The sequence below is a fragment of the Pseudoprimorskyibacter insulae genome, assembly GCF_900302505.1.
GTDB classification, from domain to species: domain Bacteria; phylum Pseudomonadota; class Alphaproteobacteria; order Rhodobacterales; family Rhodobacteraceae; genus Pseudoprimorskyibacter; species Pseudoprimorskyibacter insulae.
The window spans coordinates 13,631-35,107 of the sequence record NZ_OMOJ01000001.1; the positions used below are offsets into that span (position 1 = coordinate 13,631).

Sequence of the window (21,477 nt, forward strand, 5' to 3'; positions counted from 1 at the left end):
AGCCCTCTCGTCTGAGAGGGCTTTTTGCGTTCTTGCTTGCCACGTTTTAGGTCAGTCCGTTTTGATTGGCGCGGTGCTGTCGCGGACGACCAGTTCGACATCAACATAGGTGATGTGCGATTCCTTGGTCAGCGGGCCGCGATCCAGGGCATTCAGCAAGGTGCGCGCCGCCTGCAGCCCCAAGGACCGGCGATCTTGGCGCACCGTGGTCAGCGCGGGGATATAGCTGGCAGACAGGCCGATATCGTCGAACCCCACGACCGAGATATCCTCAGGCACACGGATGCCATGGGCGTGCAGCGTGGAAATCAGGCCGAACGCCACCTGATCCGAGGCGCAGAACACCGCCGTAGGCCGGTTCTCCATCGCAATGATCTGACGCGCGGCGTCTTGGCCCGAATCCAGACTGAAATCGCCACGGATGATCCATTCTTCGCGCGTGGGCAGACCCAGTTTCTGCCGCTGCTCTAGAACGCTAGAGCGGCGGGCATGGGTCAGAACGTTGTCGGCAGGGCCGGTGACATGCGCGATTTTGCGGTGGCCAAGGTCATAGAGGTGCTGAATGGCCAGCGCCACGCCTTTGCGGTTGTCAGACCGGATCGAAGGGAAAGTCGTGTCGGCAACCCATTCACACGCAAAGACAATTTTATTCCCAACGCCATTGTCTGTCAGGGCGCTAAGTTCCTTCATTGGCAACCCGCCATCCAACGAGATCATCCCGTCGATGCGGGAATCCAGGAAGTAATCCACCAACTGATGGCCGCGCGACTGTTCGTTATGTGTGTCCGCGATCAGGATCGAATAGTCCGACCCGGTCATGCCCTCGCTCAGCCCGGCAAGGATGATCGAGAAGAACGGGTTGCTAAGGTTCGGCACCAAAACCAGAACGGCCCCGGCTTTCTGCATGCGCAAATTGCGCGCGGCGCGATTCACCCGGTAGCCGGTGTCACGGATGGCCTCAAACACCGCGGTCCGGGTTGATTCGGTCAGCAGGTCTGGGTTGCTGAGGGCCCGGCTGACGGTCGCCGTGGACACACCAGCGGCCTTTGCCACATCCTGAATTCTAACTGATTTCTGAACCATAGACTGTGCACGCGTATATGTTTGTTGATCGGATGTCATAGCGGGTTGACAGAATTCTGCCACTGGGAAATATCATATGTAATCGTTTTCAATTGCGCCAGCCTTGCTGCAACGCGGAATGTAAACGATTTCATGCTTGGTCTCCGAGGCCGAAAAATCGGACCGGGACCGCGCACCAACGGGAGGAATGAGATGAAAACACTTCGTACACTTTTTGTGGCCACGACTGCGCTTTGCGCAACCACTGCGGCCTTCGCGGCTGACCTTGAGGTGACCCACTGGTGGACCTCGGGCGGTGAAGCTGCCGCTGTTGGCGAGCTGGCCAAAGCCTTTGACGCGCGCACCGATCACCACTGGGTTGACGGCGCAATCGCTGGTTCGGGCAGCACCGCTCGTCCGATCATGATCAGCCGCATCACCGGCGGCGATCCGATGGCCGCAACCCAGTTCAACCACGGTCGTCAGGCCGAGGAACTGGTCGAAGCGGGCCTGATGCGCGACCTGACCGACATTGCCGAAGCAGGCAAGTGGCGCGAAGTGATCAACCCGCCGTCGCTGCTGGATGCATGTACCGTTGACGGCAAAGTCTATTGCGCGCCGCTGAACATCCACTCGTGGCAGTGGCTGTGGCTGAGCCATAAGGCCTATGCCGATGCAGGCGTTCCGGTTCCCACCAACTGGGATGAATTCGTGGCCGCAGCCCCGGCGCTGGAAGCCGCTGGCATCGTTCCGATGGCAATGGGCAAGCAAGGCTGGCAGCAGTCGGGCGCGTTCAACGTTATGATGATCTCGCTTCTGCCCAAAGAAATCTTCTTGCAGGTCTATGGCGACAAAGACGCCGATGTGGCCGCAGGTGCCGATGTCGCGCGCATCTTCAAAGCGGCGGCAGACGCACGCGCGATGGCAAGCAATTCCAACGTTCAGGACTGGAACCAGGCAACCAACCTCGTCATCACGGGTAAGGCCGGTGGTCAGATCATGGGTGACTGGGCGCAAGGTGAATTCCAAGTGGCAGAAATGACCGCTGGCGAAGATTACACCTGTCTTCCCGGTCTGGGCGTGAACCGCACGCTGCAAGCCGGTGGCGACGCGTTCTACTTCCCGGTGCTGAAGGATGCGGAAACGACTGCCGCACAGGGCGAACTGGCAGCACTGCTGCTGGATCCCGAAGTGCAGGTTGCCTTTAACCTGAAAAAGGGTTCGCTGCCGGTACGTGGCGACGTTGACCTTGCAGCCGCAAACGACTGCATGAAGAAAGGCCTCGACATTCTCGCGACTGGCGATGCCATTCCCGATTTTAACCAGTTGGTTTCGTCGGACACCCGTGTTCAGATCGAAGACCTCTTTGTTGAGTTCTTCGCCGATGCCAGCATGACCCCGGAAGCCGCACAAGAGCGGTTTGCCGCGATCATCGCCGACGCTGACTAAGCCCGGTGAAGGTTGGCCCGCTCCCTGAGGCGGGCCAGCTTTCCGGGTTTCAAAGCACAATCACAATCCTTCTGAACAGGAGGTGTTCCCATGTCGTCGGAACGCCCGAACGGCCTATTCCGAAACATCCCCGCCAAGGTGGCGGCGATCCCGATGATCATCACAGCGCTTGTGGTCTTCATGGGTGGATCATTGTGGACGATGGCCTACAGCTTGACCAAGTCAAAGCTGTTGCCGAAATGGAAATTTGTCGGCCTCGATCAATACGAACGCCTCTGGAGCACAAAGCGCTGGGTCGTTTCGATCGAAAACCTGTTCATCTACGGCGTCTGCATGCTGATCGCGAGCTTCGTGATCGGGTTTATCCTTGCGGCCCTGATGGACCAGAAAATCCGGTTCGAGAACACGTTCCGAACCATCATCCTTTATCCCTTTGCCCTGTCGTTCATTGTGACAGGCCTTGTGTGGCAGTGGATCCTGAACCCCGAGTTTGGCATTCAAAGCATCATTCGCGGGCTAGGGTTCACGAGTTTCGAATTTGACCCGCTTTATAATGCCGACATCGCGATTTATGGCATTTTGATTGCCGGGCTTTGGCAAGGAACGGGCCTGATCATGGTTCTGATGCTTGCCGGTTTGCGGGGCATCGACCAGGAAATCTGGAAAGCCGCCAAGGTGGACGGCATCCCCACATGGAAAACCTATCTTTTCATCGTCATTCCCATGATGCGCCCGGTGTTCATCACCACGCTGGTGCTGGTCGCGGCGTCCATCGTGAAAGTTTATGACCTGATCGTAGCTCAAACGGGCGGAGGTCCGGGTATCTCGACCGAAATGCCTGCCAAGTATGTGTATGACTACATGTTCGGCGGTCAGAACCTTGGGCAGGGCTTTGCGGCCTCGACCATGATGCTTCTGGCGGTGCTGGTGGTTGTCATCCCTTGGGCCTACCTCGAATTCGGAGGCAAGAAACGTGGCTGATACTGCTGTACATCCCGCCGCTTCCAGCGAACCGCGCGGCCCCAAACCCCGCAAGAAGCTGTCCCGCAACAACATCATCATCTACGGCACGCTATTGGTGGTCGCGTTCTACTACCTGCTGCCGCTCTATGTGATGGTCGTGACCTCGCTGAAAGGCATGCCGGAAATCCGCTTGGGCAATATCTTTAGCCCGCCGGTCGAGATTACCTTTGAACCATGGGTCAAAGCCTGGTCCCAGGCATGTACCGGCCTGAACTGCGACGGCCTGAGCCGCGGGTTCTGGAACTCGATCCGGATCACGGTGCCGTCGGTGATCGTGTCCATCGTGATTGCCAGTGTGAACGGCTACGCGCTTGCCAACTGGAAGTTTAAAGGTGCCGATGCCTTCTTCACCATTCTGATCTTCGGCGCGTTCATCCCCTATCAGGTGATGCTGTACCCGATCGTGATCATGCTGCGCGAAATCGGCCTTTATGGCACGCTGTGGGGTCTTGTGATCGTGCACACCATCTTTGGGATGCCGATCCTGACGCTGCTGTTCCGCAACTACTTTACGTCACTGCCTGAGGAGTTGTTCAAAGCGGCGCGCGTGGACGGGGCAGGGTTCTGGCGGATCTACTTCCAGATCATGTTGCCGATGTCCTTGCCGATCTTCGTGGTGGCAATGATCCTTCAGGTGACGGGCATCTGGAACGACTTCCTGTTCGGGGTCGTCTACACCAAGCCTGACCTTTATCCGATGACGGTTCAGCTCAATAACATCGTGAACTCGGTGCAGGGCGTGAAGGAATACAACGTCAATATGGCGGCGACCCTTCTGACCGGCCTCGTGCCCCTCGTCATCTACTTTGTTTCTGGAAAACTCTTCGTGCGTGGCATCGCTGCCGGCGCGGTGAAGGGCTGAGGAAAGACCTATGGAAAGTTCTATCTCAATCCGTGACCTGTCGCTGAGCTTTGGCGCGGTGAAGGTTCTGCGGAATCTCAACATCGAAATCGGTCAAGGCGAATTTCTTGTTCTGCTCGGCTCGTCCGGCTGCGGCAAGTCCACGCTGCTGAACTGTATCGCGGGCCTTCTGGATGTGACCGATGGTCAAATCTTCATTCAGGGCAAGAACGTCACCTGGGCCGAACCGTCTGATCGGGGCATCGGCATGGTGTTCCAATCCTACGCGCTCTATCCGCAGATGACGGTCGAGGGGAACCTGTCCTTCGGCCTGAAGAACGCGGGCATGGCCAAGGACGAGATCAAAAAGCGCGTCGCCCGCGCGGCCGAGATCCTGCAAATCGAACCGCTTTTGAAGCGTAAACCGGCGGCCCTGTCGGGCGGTCAGCGTCAGCGGGTGGCCATTGGCCGTGCCTTGGTGCGCGATGTGGATGTGTTCTTGTTCGACGAACCGCTGTCGAACCTTGATGCCAAGCTACGTGCCGATCTGCGTGTGGAAATCAAGCGCCTTCACCAGCGTCTCAAAAACACGATGATCTACGTGACCCACGATCAGGTCGAAGCCCTGACTCTGGCGGACCGGATCGCGATCATGAAGGGCGGCAATATCCAACAACTTGCCAGCCCGAATGAGATCTACAACAAGCCTGCCAATAAATACGTGGCGGATTTTATCGGCTCGCCCTCGATGAACTTCCTTGAGGGTGTCATCGACATCAGCGGTGCGCCGCAGTTCAATTCGGACGTGATGTCCTTTGACATTAGCGGGTATGAGTTTGTCGACGGCCCCACGGGTGGTCCGGCGTGGTTCGGCATTCGCCCCGAACATATCGTCACCGGTGAACTGCTGGCCAATGCCCCTGTGCAATTCGACGCCGAAGTCGAACTGGTTGAACCCATGGGCTCGGACACACTGGTTTGGGCCAAGGTTGAAGGGGTGCCGATGCACTTCCGCATGGATGGTCAGGCCGAGGTTCGGTCAGGCGATCAAATGCGCATCGGCTTCGATCCGGCCCGCGCCAATATTTTCAACAAGGAAACCGAACTGCGGATCTGATCTGCACAGTTAAGGACACAAGAAATGAATACCTCGTATCAGCTGTATAGCTCACGCGAAGCGACCCCTTGGGAAGATGTGGTCGCGCATTTGGCCGCCAATGGGTACACGCAGGTCGAAGGCTTTGGCGGCGTTTATGCGGACGCGCCTGCCTTCCGTGCATTGCTGGATCAACACGGCCTGAAAATGCCGTCTGGCCATTTCTTCCCGCTGGGCAGCTTTGAAGGCGATTTCGACAAAAGCATCGCCGCTGCCAAGGCGCTGGGCATGGAAGTGGCCTATGTTCCCGCGCCCGAAGATCTTTGGCGCAATGGCACCGATGCAGCCAACTGGATCGCGTTGGCCAAACGTCTGGAAGAAGCGTGCAAAAAGGTCAATGACGCGGGCTTCCGCTTTGGCTGGCACAACCACCACTGGGAATTCATGCCCTTGCCGGGCGGCGAAATTGCCATGGAACTGATCCTTGAGCACGCGCCCAGCATCGAGTGGGAAGCCGACGTGGCTTGGATCGTGCGCGGTGGCGGCGACCCGATGGCCTATTTCGAAAAGTACAAGGACCGCATCACCGCAGCCCACGTCAAAGACATCGCCCCCGAGGGTGAAAACGCCGACGAAGATGGCTGGGCCGATGTGGGTCACGGCACCCTGCCTTGGAAAGACTACATGGCCGCGCTGCGTGGCAATGGCGTCAACCTGTTCGTGATGGAGCATGACAAACCGTCGGACGCCCGCCGCTTTGCCGAACGCGCCATCGCATCGTTCAAAACCTACGGAGGACATAAGCCATGAGCACACTTGGAATTGGCGTCATTGGCTGCGGCAATATCTCGGCCGCGTATATGAAGCTGGCACCGCTGTTTGGCGGTATCGAAATGCGCGCCTGCGCGGATCTGAACGAAGACGCCGCCAAAGCCCGCGCCGAGGAATTCGGCCTGCGCGCGGAAACCATTGATGGCCTGCTGGCCGCCGATGACATCGACATCATCGTCAACCTGACCATTCCGGCGGCCCACTTCGAAGTCTCGAAGCGGGTGCTGGAGGCAGGCAAGCATGTCTATTCGGAAAAGCCCTTTGTTCTGACGCTGGAAGAAGGCGCAGAACTGGCCCGCATCGCTGGCGAAAAGGGCCTGCGCGTGGGGTCCGCCCCCGACACGTTCTTTGGCGGCTCGCACCAGTTGGCGCGGTCGCTCGTTGATAACGGCGCGGTTGGCAAGATCAGCTCGGGCACCTGCTTTGTGCAGTCACCGGGCATGGAGATGTGGCACCCGAACCCCGATTTCTTCTTCCAGCCGGGCGGTGGCCCCGTTCTGGATCTGGGGCCGTATTACATTTCGAACCTTGTGCAACTGCTGGGCCCGGTCAAGCGCGTCTGCGCGATGGCGTCCTCGGCGTCGGAATACCGCACGATCACCTCACAGCCGCGCAACGGCGAAAAGATCAAGGTTGAAACCCCGACCACGATCCATTCGGTGCTGCAATTCGAAAGCGGCGCGCAGATCCTCTACGGCACCTCGTGGGATGTGTGGCAGCACGGCCATTCCAACATGGAGCTATACGGCGCAACGGGCACTATCCACGTTCCCGATCCGAACTTCTTTGGTGGCGAAGTGCGCATGACCAACAAGTCGGCCTTTGTGAACGCGCCGGGTTGGGATCATCCCTTGGGCGTTCCCAACAGCGTTGACGGGCGCGGCACCCCGCAGGCGAACTATCGCTGTGCAGGTCTGGCCGACATGGCGCAGGCCGTCTCGGCGGGCCGTCCGCATCGCTGCTCGCTCGAATTCTCGCTGCATGTGGTTGAGGTGATGACCTCGATCCTGAAATCCGGCGAGACGGGCCAGTTTATCGAAATGACCACCACTTGCGATCGTCCTGCAGCGCTTGGCCTCGATGAGGCCAAAGATCTGCTGGCCTAAACCATCATGGCGGCCGGGCGACTGGCCGCCGTACTTTCCGCAGAGGGCGCATTATGATCCGCAATCCGATCTTACCGGGCTTCAACGCTGACCCGTCCATCTGCCGGGTGGACGACACCTACTACATCGCGACCTCGACCTTCGAATGGTATCCGGGCGTTCAGATCCACCAGTCGCATGACTTGGTGAACTGGGATCTGGCCTGCCGTCCGCTGTCGCGTGCCAAGCAATTGGATATGCGCGGCAATCCCGACAGTTGCGGGATCTGGGCGCCGTGTCTGAGTTATGCCGACGGGCTGTTCTGGCTGGTCTATACCGATGTCAAACGCTTGGACGGCAACTTCAAGGATGCCCATAATTACATCGTGACCGCGCCCAGCATCGAAGGGCCGTGGAGCGATCCGATCTATGTGAATTCCTCGGGCTTTGATCCGTCGCTGTTCCATGATGACGATGGCCGCAAATGGTTCGTCAACATGCAGTGGAACCACCGGTCCAAGTCCATCGGCGGCAGCCCCAAACATCCGGCCTTTGACGGCATCCTGGGTCAGGAATGGGATCCAAAGCGTGGTCTGATTGGCGAGGTGCGCAACATCTTCCCAGGCTCGCCCCATGGCCTGACCGAAGCACCGCACCTGTTCCGCCGGAACGGCTGGTACTACCTGACCACGGCTGAGGGCGGCACCGGCTATGACCATGCCGTCACCATGGCCCGGTCGCGCGATATCTGGGGCCCGTATGAGTTGCACCCCGACACACATCTGCTGACCGCCAAGGATGCCCCCGATGCGCCGTTGCAACGGGTTGGTCATGGCCAAGTCGTGGAAACGCCCTGCGGGCTGACCTATCACACCTTCCTCTGTTCGCGCCCTTTGCCCGGTCGCTTTTCGCAAATGGGTCGGGAAACGGGCATCGCTTTGTGCGAATGGCGCGATGACGATTGGCTTTATGCGGTCGGCGGGCCTGTCCCGTCGATTGAGGTGGCCTCGCCCACGCTGGTTGATCCGGGACCAACAGTCATCAGCCAGAATGACTTTGCCGATGAGGTGCTGCCGCCTGAATTCCAGTGGCTGCGCACGCCAGAACCGGACCGCATCTTCCGCCTGACGGGCGATGCGCTGCAACTGATCGGGCGCGAAAGCATCGGCAGTTGGTTCGAACAGGCCCTTGTCGCGCGCCGGCAAGAGCATCACGCCTACCGCGCCGAAACCTCGGTCAGCTTCGATCCGACGACCTATCAGCACTTCGCGGGCCTGACGACCTACTACAACCGTCACAAGTTCCACGCGGTTGGCGTCACGCAAGAGGGCGGCAAACGGGCGCTGACGATCCTCAGCTGCCCCGGCGATTGGCCAGACGGGCGCATGGTCTTCCCCTGCGATCCGGTTTCTGTGAGCGATGGCCCGGTCGAACTGGCCGTTCAGGTCAACCGCGCGGATCAGCAATTCTATTGGCGGCAGGCGGGCGAGTGGCAGCCCATTGGCCCCGCTCTCGACGCCAGCGTGATTTCGGACGAAGGCGGCCGGGGCGAGCATGGCTCGTTCACCGGGGCTTTCGTCGGGATGATCGCCTTTGACATCACTGGGCAGGGACAGACTGCCGACTTCCACCATTTCACCTACGCGCCCGAGGGCGCGCTACGACCCGAGGAGAGCTGACACATGGCATCTTTGATTAAGGGCCCAGCCCTGTTTCTGGCCCAATTCGCAGGCGATGAGGCGCCGTTCAACAGCCTCGAAAACATCACCAAATGGGCCGCAGGGCTTGGCTATAAGGGCGTGCAGATCCCGTCATGGGATGGGCGTTTGTTTGACCTTGATAAAGCCGCCGAAAGCGATGCCTATTGCGATGAGGTCAAAGGCATCTGCGCCGATGCGGGCGTTGAGATCACCGAACTGTCGACCCACCTTCAGGGCCAGCTTGTTGCGGTGAACCCCGCCTATGACACTGCGTTTGACGCATTCGCGCCCGCGCATCTGCATGGCAATCCGGCAGGCCGTCAGGCTTGGGCGGTGGAGCAGGTGAAAAAGGCCGCCGTTGCCTCGCGCAAGCTGGGGCTTGATACAACCGTCAGCTTCACCGGCTCGCTGGCCTTCCCGTACCTTTACCCATGGCCGCAGCGCCCCGCTGGCCTGATCGAAGAGGCCTTCGCCGAACTTGCCCGCCGTTGGGTGCCGATCTTCAACCACTATGAAGAGAACGGCGTTGATATCGGGTTCGAAATCCATCCCGGCGAAGATGTGTTCGACGGCGCAACCTGGGAGATGTTCTTGGATGCCTGCGGTGAGCACAATCGCTGCCGCATCAACTATGATCCGTCACACTTCTTGCTTCAGGCGATGGACTATTTGCAGTTCATCGACCTCTATCATGACCGCATCTGCGCCTATCACGTCAAAGACGCCGAGTTTAACCCCGATGGCCGTCAGGGCGTCTATTCGGGCTATCAAAGCTGGACCAACCGCGCCGGCCGTTTCCGCAGCCTTGGCGACGGGCAGGTCGATTTCGGTGGCATCTTCTCGAAGCTGGCGCAATATGGCTATGACAGCTGGGCCGTGCTCGAATGGGAATGCTGCCTGAAATCGCCCGAACAAGGCGCGGCCGAAGGTGCCCCCTTCATTGAACAGCACATCATTCAGGTGACGGACAAAACCTTTGATGATTTCGCAGGTGGCGAAACCGATCATGCGCAGATCCGCAAGATGCTGGGGCTGTCGTGATGGCGAAACTGAAACTGGGCATGGTCGGCGGCGGCCAAGGCGCGTTTATCGGCGCCGTGCACCGCATCGCCTCGCGCATTGATGGGCAGTGGGAACTGGTGGCGGGCGCGTTGTCGTCTGACCCGGCCCGTGCCGCGGCCTCGGCAGAGGAGTTGGGGATCGAGGCTAGCCGCAGCTACGCCAGCTATGAGGACATGGCCAAGGCCGAAGCCGCTCGCGACGACGGGATTGACGCCGTCGCCATCGTCACGCCGAACCACGTGCACGCAGGCCCGGCTATTGCCTTCCTCAAGGCGGGCATTCCGGTGATTTGTGACAAACCGCTGTCGTCCACCATGGAGGATGCCGAGGCCATTGCGCAGGCGGCCAAGGACACCGGCACGCTGTTCGTTCTGACCCACAATTACACCGGTTACCCCCTGATCCGCCAAGCGCGCGAGATGATCGAACGCGGCGATCTGGGCGAGATCCGCGTGGTGAATGTGGAATATGTGCAGGACTGGCTGGCCGAAGAAACCACAGGCAAGCAAGCCGACTGGCGCACCGATCCCGCACGCTCGGGCGCGGGGGGCTGTGTGGGTGATATCGGAACCCATGCGTTCAACCTTGCCTCCTATGTGACGGGTCTGGAAACCGAGAGCCTTGCCGCAGATCTGGACGCCTTCGTTCCGGGCCGCCGCGTGGATGACAACGTGCATGTGATGCTGCGCTTCAAGGGCGGGGCCAAGGGCATGCTATGGGCCAGTCAGGTGGCCGTGGGCAATGAAAACGGCCTGCGGTTGCGGATTGCAGGCACCAAGGGCGGCATCGAATGGGCGCAGGAAAACCCTAACGTGATGACCTTCACCCGATTTGGTGAGCCGAAGCAGATCCTAACGCGCGCCGGGGCCGGGGCCTCGCCGGCTGGCCTTCGCGGCACGCGCACGCCGGGCGGCCATCCCGAAGGCTATCTTGAGGGCTTTGCCACCATCTACGCCGAGGCCGCCGCGCTGGTGCGACACGCCAAGGGCGCGCCATTGCCAGAAGGCGTTCACACGCCGGATATTGAGGACGGCCTCTTGGGTATGCGGTTCATCTCGGCCTGTATCGCCTCAAGTCGCAACAACGCGGCTTGGACCATGCTCTAAGCGAAACGCCCGCCGAAATCCGGCGGGCGTTCTTCATTTCTTGGCGGCGGCCAGCGCCTCTGACAGAACCTCTCGGTCGCCGATGTGGTTCATCAGCAGCAGAACCAACCGCGCATTCAGCGCCATGCTGTCATCATCGCTAAGGCCCTGATGAGCAGCGATCAGTTCGGCGTAATACCCGTCCGGGTCTTTGATATTCGGCTTGGTGTTCAGTGGCATGGCTCAGTCCTTTCCGCAGGCTTTGCGCATCGCGGCGCGGATCGTTTCGGCATCGGCGCTGTCCCAACGGGCGGCGACGTGTTGATCGGGACGGATCAGGTAAACCGCGCCTTTCGCATCGCCCAGATACCGCGCGGCCAAGGCCCCGGTGGCATCATCGCTGGCCGACAGGGCCACGCGGGTTGCTGTGATACCCTCGTCCTCGACCACCTCGGGCGCGTCCGCATCAATCGTCAGAATCTGGAACGAACCGCCCAGACGGCCCAGCAAGAACCCGTCGCCCAAAGGCGCATCGGGGCAGGGGCTGCCAACGCGGGTGCGGGCAGGGCCGCCGGTCAGCATATCTGCGCCATTCAGCGACAACCCGTCGTAGGTGCAGGGCACCGACAACCGGCCCGAGTTCACCAAGGGACGCGCAAACTCATGCGCCTCGGCCAAATCGAGCACGGCGTTGCGGAAGATGTGGCTCATCTTCGACTTGGGCGTGATGAAATCGGTCGCGCGGGTCGAGTTGAGGATATTCTCATCCGCCCCATAGGCGCGTTCCTCGTGGTAGGAGTCCAGCAGGTGGTCGGGCGCTTCGCCCCGGATCACCATGCCCAGCTTCCAGCCAAGGTTGTCGACGTCCTGCATGCCGCTGTTCGCCCCGCGCGCGCCGAAGGGCGACACCTGATGCGCGGCATCGCCTGCAAACAGCACGCGGCCGTGGCGGAACTTTTTCATGCGGCGGCACTGGAAGGTGTAGATCGAGTTCCACACCATCTCATATTCCACATCCGGCCCAAGCATCGCATCCAGACGGGCGCGGATGTTTTCCTCTTGCAGCTCTTTCTTGCGGTCAATGTTCCAGCCGATCTGGAAGTCGATCCGCCACACGCCATCGGGCTGTTTGTGCAGCAGGGTCGAGGCCCCGGATTTAAAGTACGGTTCAAACCAGAACCAGCGCTCGGTCGGGAAATCGGCCTTCATCTTGATGTCGGCGATCAGGAAGTTGTCTTCGAACACCCGCCCGTCGAAATCGAGCCCCATCATGCCCCGCAAGGGGCTAGAGGCGCCGTCGCAGCCGATCAGCCAATCAGCCTCAAGCGTATACGGCCCTTCGGGCGTGGTGATGTGCAGAACCACATGGTCGTCCTTCACCTCAACGCTATCGACGCGGTTCTTGCCGCGTAGTTCAATCGGAGCACCATTCGCCTGCGCCTCGCGGACGCGGTCCACGATGAACTTTTCGAAATAGGGCTGCTGAAGGTTGATGAAGGCGGGGTATTTATGCCCCGCCTCGGGCAGAAGGTTGAACTCATAGACCTGACGGTCATCATGGAATACCTTGCCGACATTCCAGACAACGCCCTTGTCCAACATCGGCTCACCGCAGCCATAGCGGTCGGCGATTTCAAGGCAACGCTTGGCGAAACAGATCGCGCGGCTGCCCATGCCGATGCCTTCGTGGTCATCCAGCACAACCACCGGAATGCCTTGCAGGCCCAGATCCAGCGCGGTGGCCACGCCAATCGGCCCGCCGCCCATCACCACAACGGGGTGGCGCACCGGCGCGGCGGCGTCCTGATCGCGGCTGCGCTCATAGGGGTAAAGCTTGAAGGCCAGCGTGTAACGGTCCTGAAGCATATCGGCTCCTCCCATTCATCTTTCTCATAAATACTCCCCCGCCGGAGGCGTCCGCCGCCTCCAAGCAGGGCGGCCTTTACCCCTGAAGCGCGTCCCACATCTCCATGTCCCGCTGGGCGGTCCAGATGCGCGGCGTGTCGATGCCGCGGGCTTCGTCATATGCGCGGGCGACGTTGAAGGGCAGGCAGTGCTCATAGATCGCGTAGTCGGCGAACTTGGGGTCACATTCGGAGCGCACGGCGTCCCATGCCTCTTTCAGGGCGCCGTTGCGGGCAGCCACGCGGGCGGCCGGGCGATATGTGCTTTCGACGAAATCGCGGGTGTTCTCGATCGCGGCGTTCACCATGTCGCGGCCAACCAAGGCATCGCCCCGGCCCGGTGCGATGGCATCCACGTCAAAGGCTTTGATCGCGTCCAGCGTGTTGCCCCAATCGCCAAAGTGACCATCGCCGCAATAGCAGGCCGAGTGGTATTCAACGATATCGCCGGTGAACATCACGTTCTGATCGGGCACGTGAATCACGATATCACCTGCGGTATGGGCGCGGCCCAAATGCATCAGGTTGATCTGGCGGTTGCCCATGTAAACGGTCATCGACTTGCTGAAGGTCGTGGTGGGCCAGGTCAGGCCGGGGATCGATTCATGACCTTGGAACAGGCGCGGGAAGCGCTGGAATTCGCTGTCCCAGTCCTCTTGGCCGCGTTCCACCACCATCGAGCGGGCCTTGTCCGACATGATGATGTTCTGCGCGCCAAAAGCCGAAGCGCCCAGCACGCGCACGGCGTGGTAATGGGTCAGCACGACATGGGTGATCGGCTTATCCGTGACCGAGCGGACGCATTCGATGACCTTGTTGGCCAAACGCGGGGTGGCCTGCGCTTCGACGATCATCACGCTGTCATCGCCGATGATCACACCCGAGTTCGGATCGCCCTCGGCGGTGAAGGCGTAAAGCCCTTCGCCCACTTCGGTGAAGCTGATGTTCTTTTCGGTCATGTCGCCTTGGGAGGCAAAGGCCTTGGCCATGGTGTGTCCTTTCAATCGGTGCGCCGAGGGGTTGGCGGCGGATTATTTGCGTATTTGGAAAGAGAAGAAGCAGGGGACCTGCTCTGCTCGGGTTGGCCGCCCACATGGGGCGACCCCGTGAGGCGCCGTAGGGCGGGTTTTCAACCCGCCGCTTAGCGGGCGTATGGATCGGTCAGGGCGGGCAAGATGGTGCCGGTGCAATCGCCAAAGCCGATCTGGTAGCCATCGCCTTTTGCCGCGCCGTGCAGGGTGAGCGTGTCGCCGTCATCAAGGAAGCTGCGCGTCTCGCCGCTGTCCAACGTGACCGGTTCCTTGCCGCCCCAGCTAAGTTCAAGCAGCGAGCCGCGGCTTTCCTTCGTCTCGCCCGAGATGGTGCCCGAGCCGAGAAGATCGCCCACGTTCATCGGGCAGCCGCTGGTGGTGTGATGGGCGAGTTGCTGGGCCGCCGAATAGTACATGGCGCTGTAATTCGTGCGGGTCAGCGTGGTGGCGGGTTTGCCTTTGGGCGCGAGGGTGACAGACAGGTCGATGTCATAGAGCATCGGGCCGCAGTCCCGCAGATGGGGCAGCAGATCTTTCTCGCGCGCGGGGGTGTTGGTGCGGAAGGGTTCCAGCGCGGCTTTGGTCACGATCCAGGGGCTGATGGTCGTGGCGGTGGCTTTGGACTGGAACGGGCCAAGGGGCTGGTATTCCCAAGCTTGGATATCGCGGGCGGACCAGTCGTTCAGAAGGACATAGCCGAAGATATTGGCATCGGCCTCGGCCACGGTGATCGGGCCATCCGATGCTCTGCCGACAATCGCGCCCATCTCAAGTTCTAGGTCAAAGCGGGCGCAGGGGGCAAAGCGAGGGGCTTCGTCGTTCGGGCCTTTCAGCTGGCCCCACGGGCGGCGCACGTCAGTGCCCGACACCACGATCGAGGAAGCGCGGCCGTTGTAGCCGATGGGAATATGCAGCCAGTTCGGCGGCAGGGCGTTTTCCGGGCCACGGAACATGCTGCCGACGTTGAAGGCGTGGTTCTTGCCTGCGTAGAAATCGGTGTATTCGCTGACCAGCAGGGGCAAATGCAGCGTGGCATCGGCCATGGGCACCAGCAAGGGCGCGGTGGCGGCTTGCTCGGGTGAGCCGTCAGCCAGAAGCTGGATCAGGCGGGCGCGCAGGGCATCCCATGCCTCGGCCCCCAGCTCCATCACCTCGTTCCAGAACGGCACGTCGAAGACCGGCTCATCCGACAACTCGATCAGGCCAGCCTCTTCGGCGGCGGCGCAATCTAGGATCATATCGCCAATCGCCACGCCGCAGCGCGGATCGCTGTCTTCGGTCGAGAAGACGCCGTAGGGCAGGTTGTTCAGCGGGAACGGGGTTTCGGCGCTATTGGCGCTGGCGACCCAGCTTTTCATAAGGGGCATTCGCGTTTCCTTGGTCTTTTAGTTCGCGTCGGGTTGCGCCTCGGGGAGGGCGCGGGCCACGGCCTCGATCTCTCGGGCGCGGGCGTCAATGTCGGTCAGGCGGGCGAAGGGTGCAAGGTCCAGCCCCCAGCGGCGGGCGTTGACCATTTGGCCAATCAGGCCCAGATCGGCCAGCGTCAGTGTATCGCCAAAGCTGAAGGGCGTATCGGGCCGTATCAGAGACTGATAGGCCGTGAAACCTTCGGTCATCCAGTGCTGCATATAGGCGACCACGGCCTCTTGGCTTTGGTCCATTTGACCCTTGAGGTAGGTCAGAACCTTGAGGTTGTTCACCGGGTGTATGTCGCAGGCGATCACAAAGGCGGCGGCGCGGATTTGCGCCTGCTGCGCCACGGTGCCGGGCAGCAAGGAAGGTTCGGGATAGGCGGCCTCAAGGTATTCCAGAATGGCCTGTGACTGGGTCAGGACCGTGCCATCCTCCAGCACGAGCGCAGGCACACCTTTGCTGGGGTTTAGCGCCGCGTAGTCGCCCGCTTGTTCGCCTTTGGTCAGGTCAACCGGCACATAGTCATAGGCCACGCCCTTGAGGTTCAGGGCGATGCGGACGCGGACAGAGGTGGTGGAGCGCCAATAGGAATAGAGTTTCATCGGTCAAACCTGTGAAGGGGCGGTGGGTTGAAAACCCACCCTACGGGTTGCACGAAAAGGGTGGGGGCAGTGCCCCCAGCGCCTTATTTCTTGCCGGGGGTTCCGTCGAACTTCTTCTCAAGGCTGTCCCAGCAGTCGATGTAATCGTCCTGCAACGGGGCCTCGGTGGCCGCGAACGCCGTCAGGTGCTGCGGGAAGCGGGTTTCGAACATGAACGACATGGTATTGTCGAGCTTTTCGGCCTTGAGATCGGCATTTGAAGCGCCTTCAAAGGCGTTCCTATCCGGCCCATGGGGCAGCATCATGTTGTGCAGGCTCATCCCGCCGGGGATAAAGCCCTGCGGTTTGGCATCGTACTGCCCGTAGATGTTGCCCATCAGCTCGGACATGATGTTCTTGTGATACCACGGGGGGCGGAAGGTGTTTTCGGCCACCATCCAGCGTTCGCGGAACAGAACAAAGTCGATATTCGCGGTGCCCGGATGCCCCGAGGGCGCGGTCAGCACGGTAAAGATCGAGGGGTCGGGGTGGTCGAACAGGATCGCGCCGACGGGGCAATAGGTGCGCAAGTCGTACTTATACGGCGCATAGTTGCCGTGCCACGCGACCACATCCAACGGTGACTGGCCGATCTTGGTTTCGTGGAACTGGCCGCACCACTTGATCGTCAGGGTCGAGGGCACTTCGCGATCTTCAAACGCGGCAACGGGCGCTTTGAAATCGCGCGGGTTGGCCATGCAGTTCGCGCCGATCGGGCCGCGGCCCGGCAGTTCAAATTTCTGGCCGTAGTTTTCGCAGACAAAGCCGCGGCACGGACCTTCGAGCACTTCGACGCGATAGACCAGACCGCGCGGGATGATGGCGATCTCCTTCGGCTCAACATCAATGATGCCCAGTTCGGTTGCAAAGCGCAGACGCCCCTCTTGCGGCACGACCAGCAGTTCGCTGTCGGCGCTGAAGAAGTAGCTATCGACCATCGATTCGGTGACCAGATAGATATGGCTGGCCATGCCGACTTGGGTGTTCACATCGCCAGCGGTGGTCATAGTGCGCATGCCGGTCAGCCACGTTAGGCCCGCCTGCGTTTCCACCGGATCCCAGCGATATTGGCCAAGGCTGATCACATCGGGATCAACATTCGGGGCCGATTTCCAATAGGGCAGGTCAATCTTGGTGTAGCGCGCCGAGTGCTTGACTGAAGGGCGAATCCGATAGGTCCAGGTCCGCTCGGGCGGGTTGGCAGTAAAGGCGGTGCCCGAAAGCTGTTCGCCATAAAGGCCGTAGTCGCATTTCTGCGGGCTGTTCATGCCTTGCGGCAGCGCGCCGGGCAGGGCTTCGGTTTCAAAATCATTGGCCCAACCAGGCATATAGCCCTCATGCGGTCCCGGCAGCGACGGGGCTTGGGTCATCGGATTCGGTTCGACTTGGCGGTTCATGGCGTTCTCCCTCTCAGGTTGGCTGGACGCTAATAGTTGAATTTGTAACTAACAACGGGTAGAAAGAACCATGACCGAAAAAAATGACTTCGCCCTGCAACAATTCCTGCCCTACATGCTGAACCAGGCCGCCGAGGCCTCAAGCCTTGGGTTTCAACAGGCGTACAAAGAACGGTACGGGATGTTGCGGACCGAATGGCGGGTGCTGTTTCACCTTGGGCTTTATGGCCGGATGCGTGCGCAGGACATTGTTGCGCGGGCCAGCATTCACAAAACCAAGGTCAGCCGCGCGGTGCAGCGGCTGGAGGACAGGCGGTTCCTGAAGCGCGAACGCGATGAGGAAGACCGCCGCCGCGAGCATCTGGAACTGACGGCAGCCGGGCTGAAGGCCTACAAAGACCTGTATGCGATCGCCTCAAAATATGAGGCGCAATTGACCGAGGGGTTAACGGCGCAGGAATTGTCAGAGCTGCGCCGGTTGCTGGCCGTTCTTGAGCAGAACGGCCGCAAACGCCTTAAAACTTGACGGTGACGCCCGGCAGTTTCAGTTCTTTCACCAGATCGCGCAATTCCTGACGGGCCGCGACGTTGGAGATGTTCAACTGTTTCACGCCAATGTCGCGCAGGTCCAGCAAGGTCAGGCCACGCGGGAAAAGTTCGCGGAAAATAACCCGCTCATGAAAGCCGGGGGCAACGCGGAAGCCAATCCGCTTGGCCAGACGTTCCAACGCCTTTTCCATCTTCATCTTGTTGACCATCTGTTGCGCGCCAAGGCGGTTGCGCAGCACGATCCAATCGATGGGCTTTAGCCCGGCCTGCGCCCGTAGCTGACGCGCATTCCAGACCATTTCCGAATAGACCGACGGGCCGACGATCTTTTCGCCTTCGTTGTCCACATGGGCCAGTAGATCGAAATCAACAAAGCTGTCGTTCAGCGGCGTGACCAGCGTATCGGCCAGCGAATGTGCCACTTGGCTGAGGCGCGTGTGCGATCCGGGGCAGTCAATCAGGATGAAGTCGCTGTTTTCCTCAAGCTCGGCCACGGCCATGGACAGGCGGTGGTCAAAGGCGTTTTCGCCTTCCTGAAGCTGGGATTTATCGACCTCGGGCAGGTCGATGTAGCGCGGGCCCGGAAGATCAAGCCCGGATGAGGCCAAAAACGCCTTGCGATTGTCCGCATAGCGGCCAAGCGACCGCTGACGCAGGTCCAGATCCAGCGCCCCAACCCTGTGGCCCATACGCGCAAGCGCAGTCGCCAAATGCATCGAGACGGTGGATTTTCCAGCGCCCCCTTTTTCGTTTCCGACAACGATAATATGCGCCACTGCGGCCTCTTTCTGGGCTGTTTTCTACAAGCCCGGACTATATGGGCTCGGTCCTGCAGATGGAAGAACCCTCAGACCACGAAACGCCTAGAGTTTTGCCGGTGTGGCTAGAATGTGGATTGGCTGGGCGAAATCCCGAAGCCCCAACGAAAAACGCCGCCCCAAAGCCGGAGCGGCGTTGAATTCACCAAAGGTGCTGAACTTAGAAGCCCAGGCCTTCGTATTTCTTTTTGAACTTCGACACGCGGCCGCCGGCGTCCAGCAGGCGCGAGGTGCCGCCGGTCCATGCCGGGTGCACGGTCGGGTCAATATCCAGCGACATGGTGTCGCCTTCTTTGCCCCAGGTCGAGCGCATCTTCAGGATGGTGCCATCGGTCATTTTGACGTCGATGAAGTGGTAGTCGGGGTGGATGTCTTTTTTCATCTCGCCGGTCCTTACGCTTCAGAGCCCTTCGGGGCCTTGTAGTTCGAAACCTCTGCGATACGGGCGGATTTACCGCGACGCGAACGCAGGTAGTACAGCTTGGCGCGACGAACGCGGCCACGGCGCACAACCTCGATGCTGTCGATGTTGGTCGAGTGCAGCGGGAACACACGTTCCACGCCTTCGCCGAACGAAATCTTGCGAACGGTGAACGAGCCGGCAATGCCTTTGCCGTTCTTACGGCTGATGCAAACGCCTTCGTAGTTCTGGACACGGCTGCGCGTGCCTTCGGTCACCTTATAGCCAACGCGAATGGTGTCGCCGGCTTTAAAGTCGGGAATTTCTTTCCCGAGGGCGGCAATCTGTTCCGCCTCAAGCTGAGCGATAAGATCCATCGCTTCATCTCCTATGTTGCTTGCGGTTGTTCCGCAAAGTTCATTGCCGCCTCAGAACTCTGGTCTTCAACCGGGTCCGCCATGCGCCCGCCAGAGGGAAAGGTTGCTTTCCTGATCGTCATTCTGCCATCGCAAGACCCGCAGAAGCATGCGGCTGCACCTATAACAAAACGGTCCGCTCGACTCAGAGAGTGGCGGACCGGTTTTCATTAGGCGGGCGGGGCAGGGAATTCAACTGAAAACTGGGGGTTTGCGCCCTTTTCAGTTCGAACCGCCCATCATTCGTTCGTGCACCGCCACCATGCCGCGTTCCGCCATGTCCGACACTTCGGCGGCATGGGTATGCAAGGCGGCCACCACATCCGGGTTGTCCGACGTCTGGGTGACCACAACGCCTTCATCGGTGATTTCGATTTCCGTCTCAATGTCGTCATTCTGGGCAAACAGAATGTCGAGCGTCGGGCTTTGGATAAAGATCTTGGGGTCGCGCCCGTCTTCGATGCGGGTCAGCATTCCGGTCACATGGCTGACCAATGCCTCCATCACAGCCGGGTCCGAAGACGATGTCACCGCGCGAATGCCATTGGGCAGGTTGGTGACGCTGCGGGTGAAGGTTTCAAAGCCGCGGAACATCACTTCCAGTTCCATGCTTTCTTCTGGCGTGGCGTCTTCGCCGCGTAGGCCGGGCATCGTGACCTCGTCATGGCCGGTGCCATCAGCGCCATGCATATGCCCATGCATGCCTTGCGCGATAAGAGGTTCAGCGAAAAGGGCCAGAAGGGGGAGGATGAAAACGATAGCGGTGCGGAGCATGGGCAATACGCCTTTGAATGTGTTTATGCGTTTAAGACCCTGTCACTGACGCATGGGAAAGGCAATGTCAGTCGCCCTTGGGCGCCATCACGTTCCCGTCAATCCTTATCCGCCACCTTCGCCCACATGTCGGGACGGCGTGTGCGCGTCAGGTCGCGCGCCTGTTCCAGCCGCCATTGCGCGATGCGTTCATGATGACCGGACAAAAGCACTTCGGGGATCGCGTGGCCCTTCCATTCGGCGGGGCGGGTGTATTGCGGATGCTCCAACAGGCCGTTGCTGTGGCTTTCTTCTTCGATTGAGTCTGCGTTGCCCAGAACGCCCGGCAACAGGCGGACGGTCGCATCCAGCATCGCCTGCGCGGCCAGTTCGCCGCCGGTCATGACAAAATCGCCAAGGCTGACCTCGGTGATGCCGTAATGGTCGATCACCCGTTGATCCAGACCTTCAAACCGTCCGCAGATCATCGTCATGCCCGGCCCTTCGGCCAGTGACTGCGCCATGCGCTGAGTAAACGGCACGCCGCGCGGCGACATCATCAGGATCGGCGCGGCCCGGTGCATCGACCCCGCCGCATGTTCCAGCGCCTTGCCCATCACGTCGGGGCGCAGGACCATGCCCGCCCCGCCGCCTGCTGGCGTGTCATCGACATTGCGGTGCTTGCCGTCGCCAAAGTCGCGCAGGTTGGTTGTGTGAAGCTGCCAGCGACCGTCTTGCAGGGCTTTGCCGGTCAGCGACAGGCCAAGCACGCCGGGAAAGGCCTCAGGGAAAAGGGTCACAACGCTGGCCGTCCAGACGCCAAACAGGTTTGGCGCATTGGTCATCAGTTCGCGTGGTTTCAGAGAGGCGGAAATGGATTTCCGACCGAATGATTTTGGTTTGCTGTCCGTCATGGCGCGC

22 protein-coding genes are annotated in these 21,477 nt (G+C 60.2%); 10 read left to right on the forward strand and 12 right to left on the reverse strand.

Annotated elements, in window-relative coordinates; translation table 11 throughout:
- Positions 1-51 precede the first annotated feature (51 nt).
- Complete coding sequence (locus tag PRI8871_RS00090) at positions 52-1,083, reverse strand: LacI family DNA-binding transcriptional regulator (RefSeq protein ID WP_108884155.1); 1,032 nt, start codon at positions 1,081-1,083, stop codon at positions 52-54.
- Positions 1,084-1,275: 192 nt separating this feature from the next.
- Here PRI8871_RS00090 and PRI8871_RS00095 point away from each other — a divergent pair, with 192 nt between their 5' ends.
- The 9 genes from PRI8871_RS00095 to PRI8871_RS00135 all read left to right on the forward strand — a co-directional run bounded on the left by PRI8871_RS00095 (position 1,276) and on the right by PRI8871_RS00135 (position 11,255).
- On the forward strand, positions 1,276-2,511 hold the full coding sequence (locus PRI8871_RS00095) for an ABC transporter substrate-binding protein (protein ID WP_108884156.1): 1,236 nt from the start codon (positions 1,276-1,278) through the stop codon (positions 2,509-2,511).
- A 90-nt stretch (positions 2,512-2,601) separates the two neighbouring features.
- Positions 2,602-3,492 (forward strand): carbohydrate ABC transporter permease, encoded by an 891-nt coding sequence (locus PRI8871_RS00100; protein WP_108884157.1) that lies wholly within the window; start codon positions 2,602-2,604, stop codon positions 3,490-3,492.
- Positions 3,485-4,396 carry a carbohydrate ABC transporter permease gene (locus PRI8871_RS00105; RefSeq protein WP_108884158.1) on the forward strand — a complete coding sequence of 304 codons (912 nt, stop codon included), beginning with the start codon at positions 3,485-3,487 and terminating at the stop codon, positions 4,394-4,396. The genes PRI8871_RS00100 and PRI8871_RS00105 overlap by 8 nt, the downstream gene beginning before the upstream one ends.
- Before the next feature lie 10 nt (positions 4,397-4,406).
- Positions 4,407-5,492, forward strand: a complete 1,086-nt coding sequence (locus PRI8871_RS00110; protein WP_108884159.1) for an ABC transporter ATP-binding protein — start codon at positions 4,407-4,409, stop codon at positions 5,490-5,492.
- A 24-nt stretch (positions 5,493-5,516) separates the two neighbouring features.
- A complete protein-coding gene (locus tag PRI8871_RS00115; RefSeq protein ID WP_108884160.1) occupies positions 5,517-6,281 on the forward strand; it encodes a sugar phosphate isomerase/epimerase family protein in 765 nt (254 codons plus the stop codon).
- Positions 6,278-7,408 carry a Gfo/Idh/MocA family protein gene (locus PRI8871_RS00120; RefSeq protein WP_108884161.1) on the forward strand — a complete coding sequence of 377 codons (1,131 nt, stop codon included), beginning with the start codon at positions 6,278-6,280 and terminating at the stop codon, positions 7,406-7,408. Before PRI8871_RS00115 ends, PRI8871_RS00120 begins: the two co-directional genes overlap by 4 nt.
- 53 nt (positions 7,409-7,461) lie before the next feature.
- Complete coding sequence (locus PRI8871_RS00125; protein ID WP_108884162.1) at positions 7,462-9,066, forward strand: glycoside hydrolase family 43 protein; 1,605 nt, start codon at positions 7,462-7,464, stop codon at positions 9,064-9,066.
- A gap of 3 nt (positions 9,067-9,069) precedes the next feature.
- Positions 9,070-10,128, forward strand: coding sequence for a sugar phosphate isomerase/epimerase family protein (locus PRI8871_RS00130; RefSeq protein ID WP_108884163.1), 1,059 nt, complete (start codon positions 9,070-9,072; stop codon positions 10,126-10,128).
- Positions 10,128-11,255 (forward strand): Gfo/Idh/MocA family protein, encoded by a 1,128-nt coding sequence (locus tag PRI8871_RS00135; protein WP_108884164.1) that lies wholly within the window; start codon positions 10,128-10,130, stop codon positions 11,253-11,255. Before PRI8871_RS00130 ends, PRI8871_RS00135 begins: the two co-directional genes overlap by 1 nt.
- 33 nt (positions 11,256-11,288) lie before the next feature.
- On the opposite strand, the gene PRI8871_RS00140 is transcribed toward PRI8871_RS00135, so the two are convergent.
- The 6 genes from PRI8871_RS00140 to hmgA all read right to left on the reverse strand — a co-directional run bounded on the left by PRI8871_RS00140 (position 11,289) and on the right by hmgA (position 17,620).
- Entirely contained in the window at positions 11,289-11,474 is a 186-nt protein-coding gene (locus PRI8871_RS00140) for a DUF2783 domain-containing protein (RefSeq protein ID WP_108884165.1), read from the reverse strand.
- Between the two features lie 3 nt (positions 11,475-11,477).
- The gene (locus PRI8871_RS00145; protein WP_108884166.1) at positions 11,478-13,100 is read right to left on the reverse strand and encodes an FAD-dependent oxidoreductase; all 1,623 of its coding nucleotides are present in this window, start codon (positions 13,098-13,100) and stop codon (positions 11,478-11,480) included.
- A 76-nt stretch (positions 13,101-13,176) separates the two neighbouring features.
- Positions 13,177-14,127, reverse strand: coding sequence for an MBL fold metallo-hydrolase (locus PRI8871_RS00150; protein WP_108884167.1), 951 nt, complete (start codon positions 14,125-14,127; stop codon positions 13,177-13,179).
- 152 nt (positions 14,128-14,279) lie between these two features.
- Positions 14,280-15,536, reverse strand: a complete 1,257-nt coding sequence (gene fahA, locus PRI8871_RS00155; protein ID WP_108884168.1) for a fumarylacetoacetase — start codon at positions 15,534-15,536, stop codon at positions 14,280-14,282.
- Positions 15,537-15,554: 18 nt separating this feature from the next.
- Positions 15,555-16,184, reverse strand: coding sequence for a maleylacetoacetate isomerase (gene maiA / locus PRI8871_RS00160; protein WP_108884169.1), 630 nt, complete (start codon positions 16,182-16,184; stop codon positions 15,555-15,557).
- A gap of 83 nt (positions 16,185-16,267) precedes the next feature.
- Positions 16,268-17,620, reverse strand: a complete 1,353-nt coding sequence (gene hmgA / locus PRI8871_RS00165; protein WP_108884170.1) for a homogentisate 1,2-dioxygenase — start codon at positions 17,618-17,620, stop codon at positions 16,268-16,270.
- 70 nt (positions 17,621-17,690) lie between these two features.
- Between hmgA and PRI8871_RS00170 the strand changes: the two genes are divergently transcribed.
- Entirely contained in the window at positions 17,691-18,146 is a 456-nt protein-coding gene (locus PRI8871_RS00170) for a MarR family winged helix-turn-helix transcriptional regulator (protein ID WP_108884171.1), read from the forward strand.
- Here PRI8871_RS00170 and PRI8871_RS00175 read toward each other — a convergent pair.
- The 5 genes from PRI8871_RS00175 to trmD all read right to left on the reverse strand — a co-directional run bounded on the left by PRI8871_RS00175 (position 18,136) and on the right by trmD (position 21,470).
- On the reverse strand, positions 18,136-18,945 hold the full coding sequence (locus PRI8871_RS00175) for a division plane positioning ATPase MipZ (protein ID WP_108884172.1): 810 nt from the start codon (positions 18,943-18,945) through the stop codon (positions 18,136-18,138). The genes PRI8871_RS00170 and PRI8871_RS00175 overlap by 11 nt on opposite strands.
- A gap of 202 nt (positions 18,946-19,147) precedes the next feature.
- Positions 19,148-19,369: a 50S ribosomal protein L31 gene (gene rpmE / locus PRI8871_RS00180; RefSeq protein WP_108884173.1), complete on the reverse strand. Its 222-nt coding sequence runs from the start codon at positions 19,367-19,369 to the stop codon at positions 19,148-19,150.
- Positions 19,370-19,380: 11 nt separating this feature from the next.
- Positions 19,381-19,764, reverse strand: coding sequence for a 50S ribosomal protein L19 (rplS, locus tag PRI8871_RS00185; RefSeq protein WP_108884174.1), 384 nt, complete (start codon positions 19,762-19,764; stop codon positions 19,381-19,383).
- A 261-nt stretch (positions 19,765-20,025) separates the two neighbouring features.
- Entirely contained in the window at positions 20,026-20,577 is a 552-nt protein-coding gene (locus PRI8871_RS00190) for a hypothetical protein (RefSeq protein WP_245897738.1), read from the reverse strand.
- Positions 20,578-20,675: 98 nt separating this feature from the next.
- Positions 20,676-21,470 (reverse strand): tRNA (guanosine(37)-N1)-methyltransferase TrmD, encoded by a 795-nt coding sequence (gene trmD / locus PRI8871_RS00195; protein WP_108884175.1) that lies wholly within the window; start codon positions 21,468-21,470, stop codon positions 20,676-20,678.
- Positions 21,471-21,477: the final 7 nt, after the last annotated feature.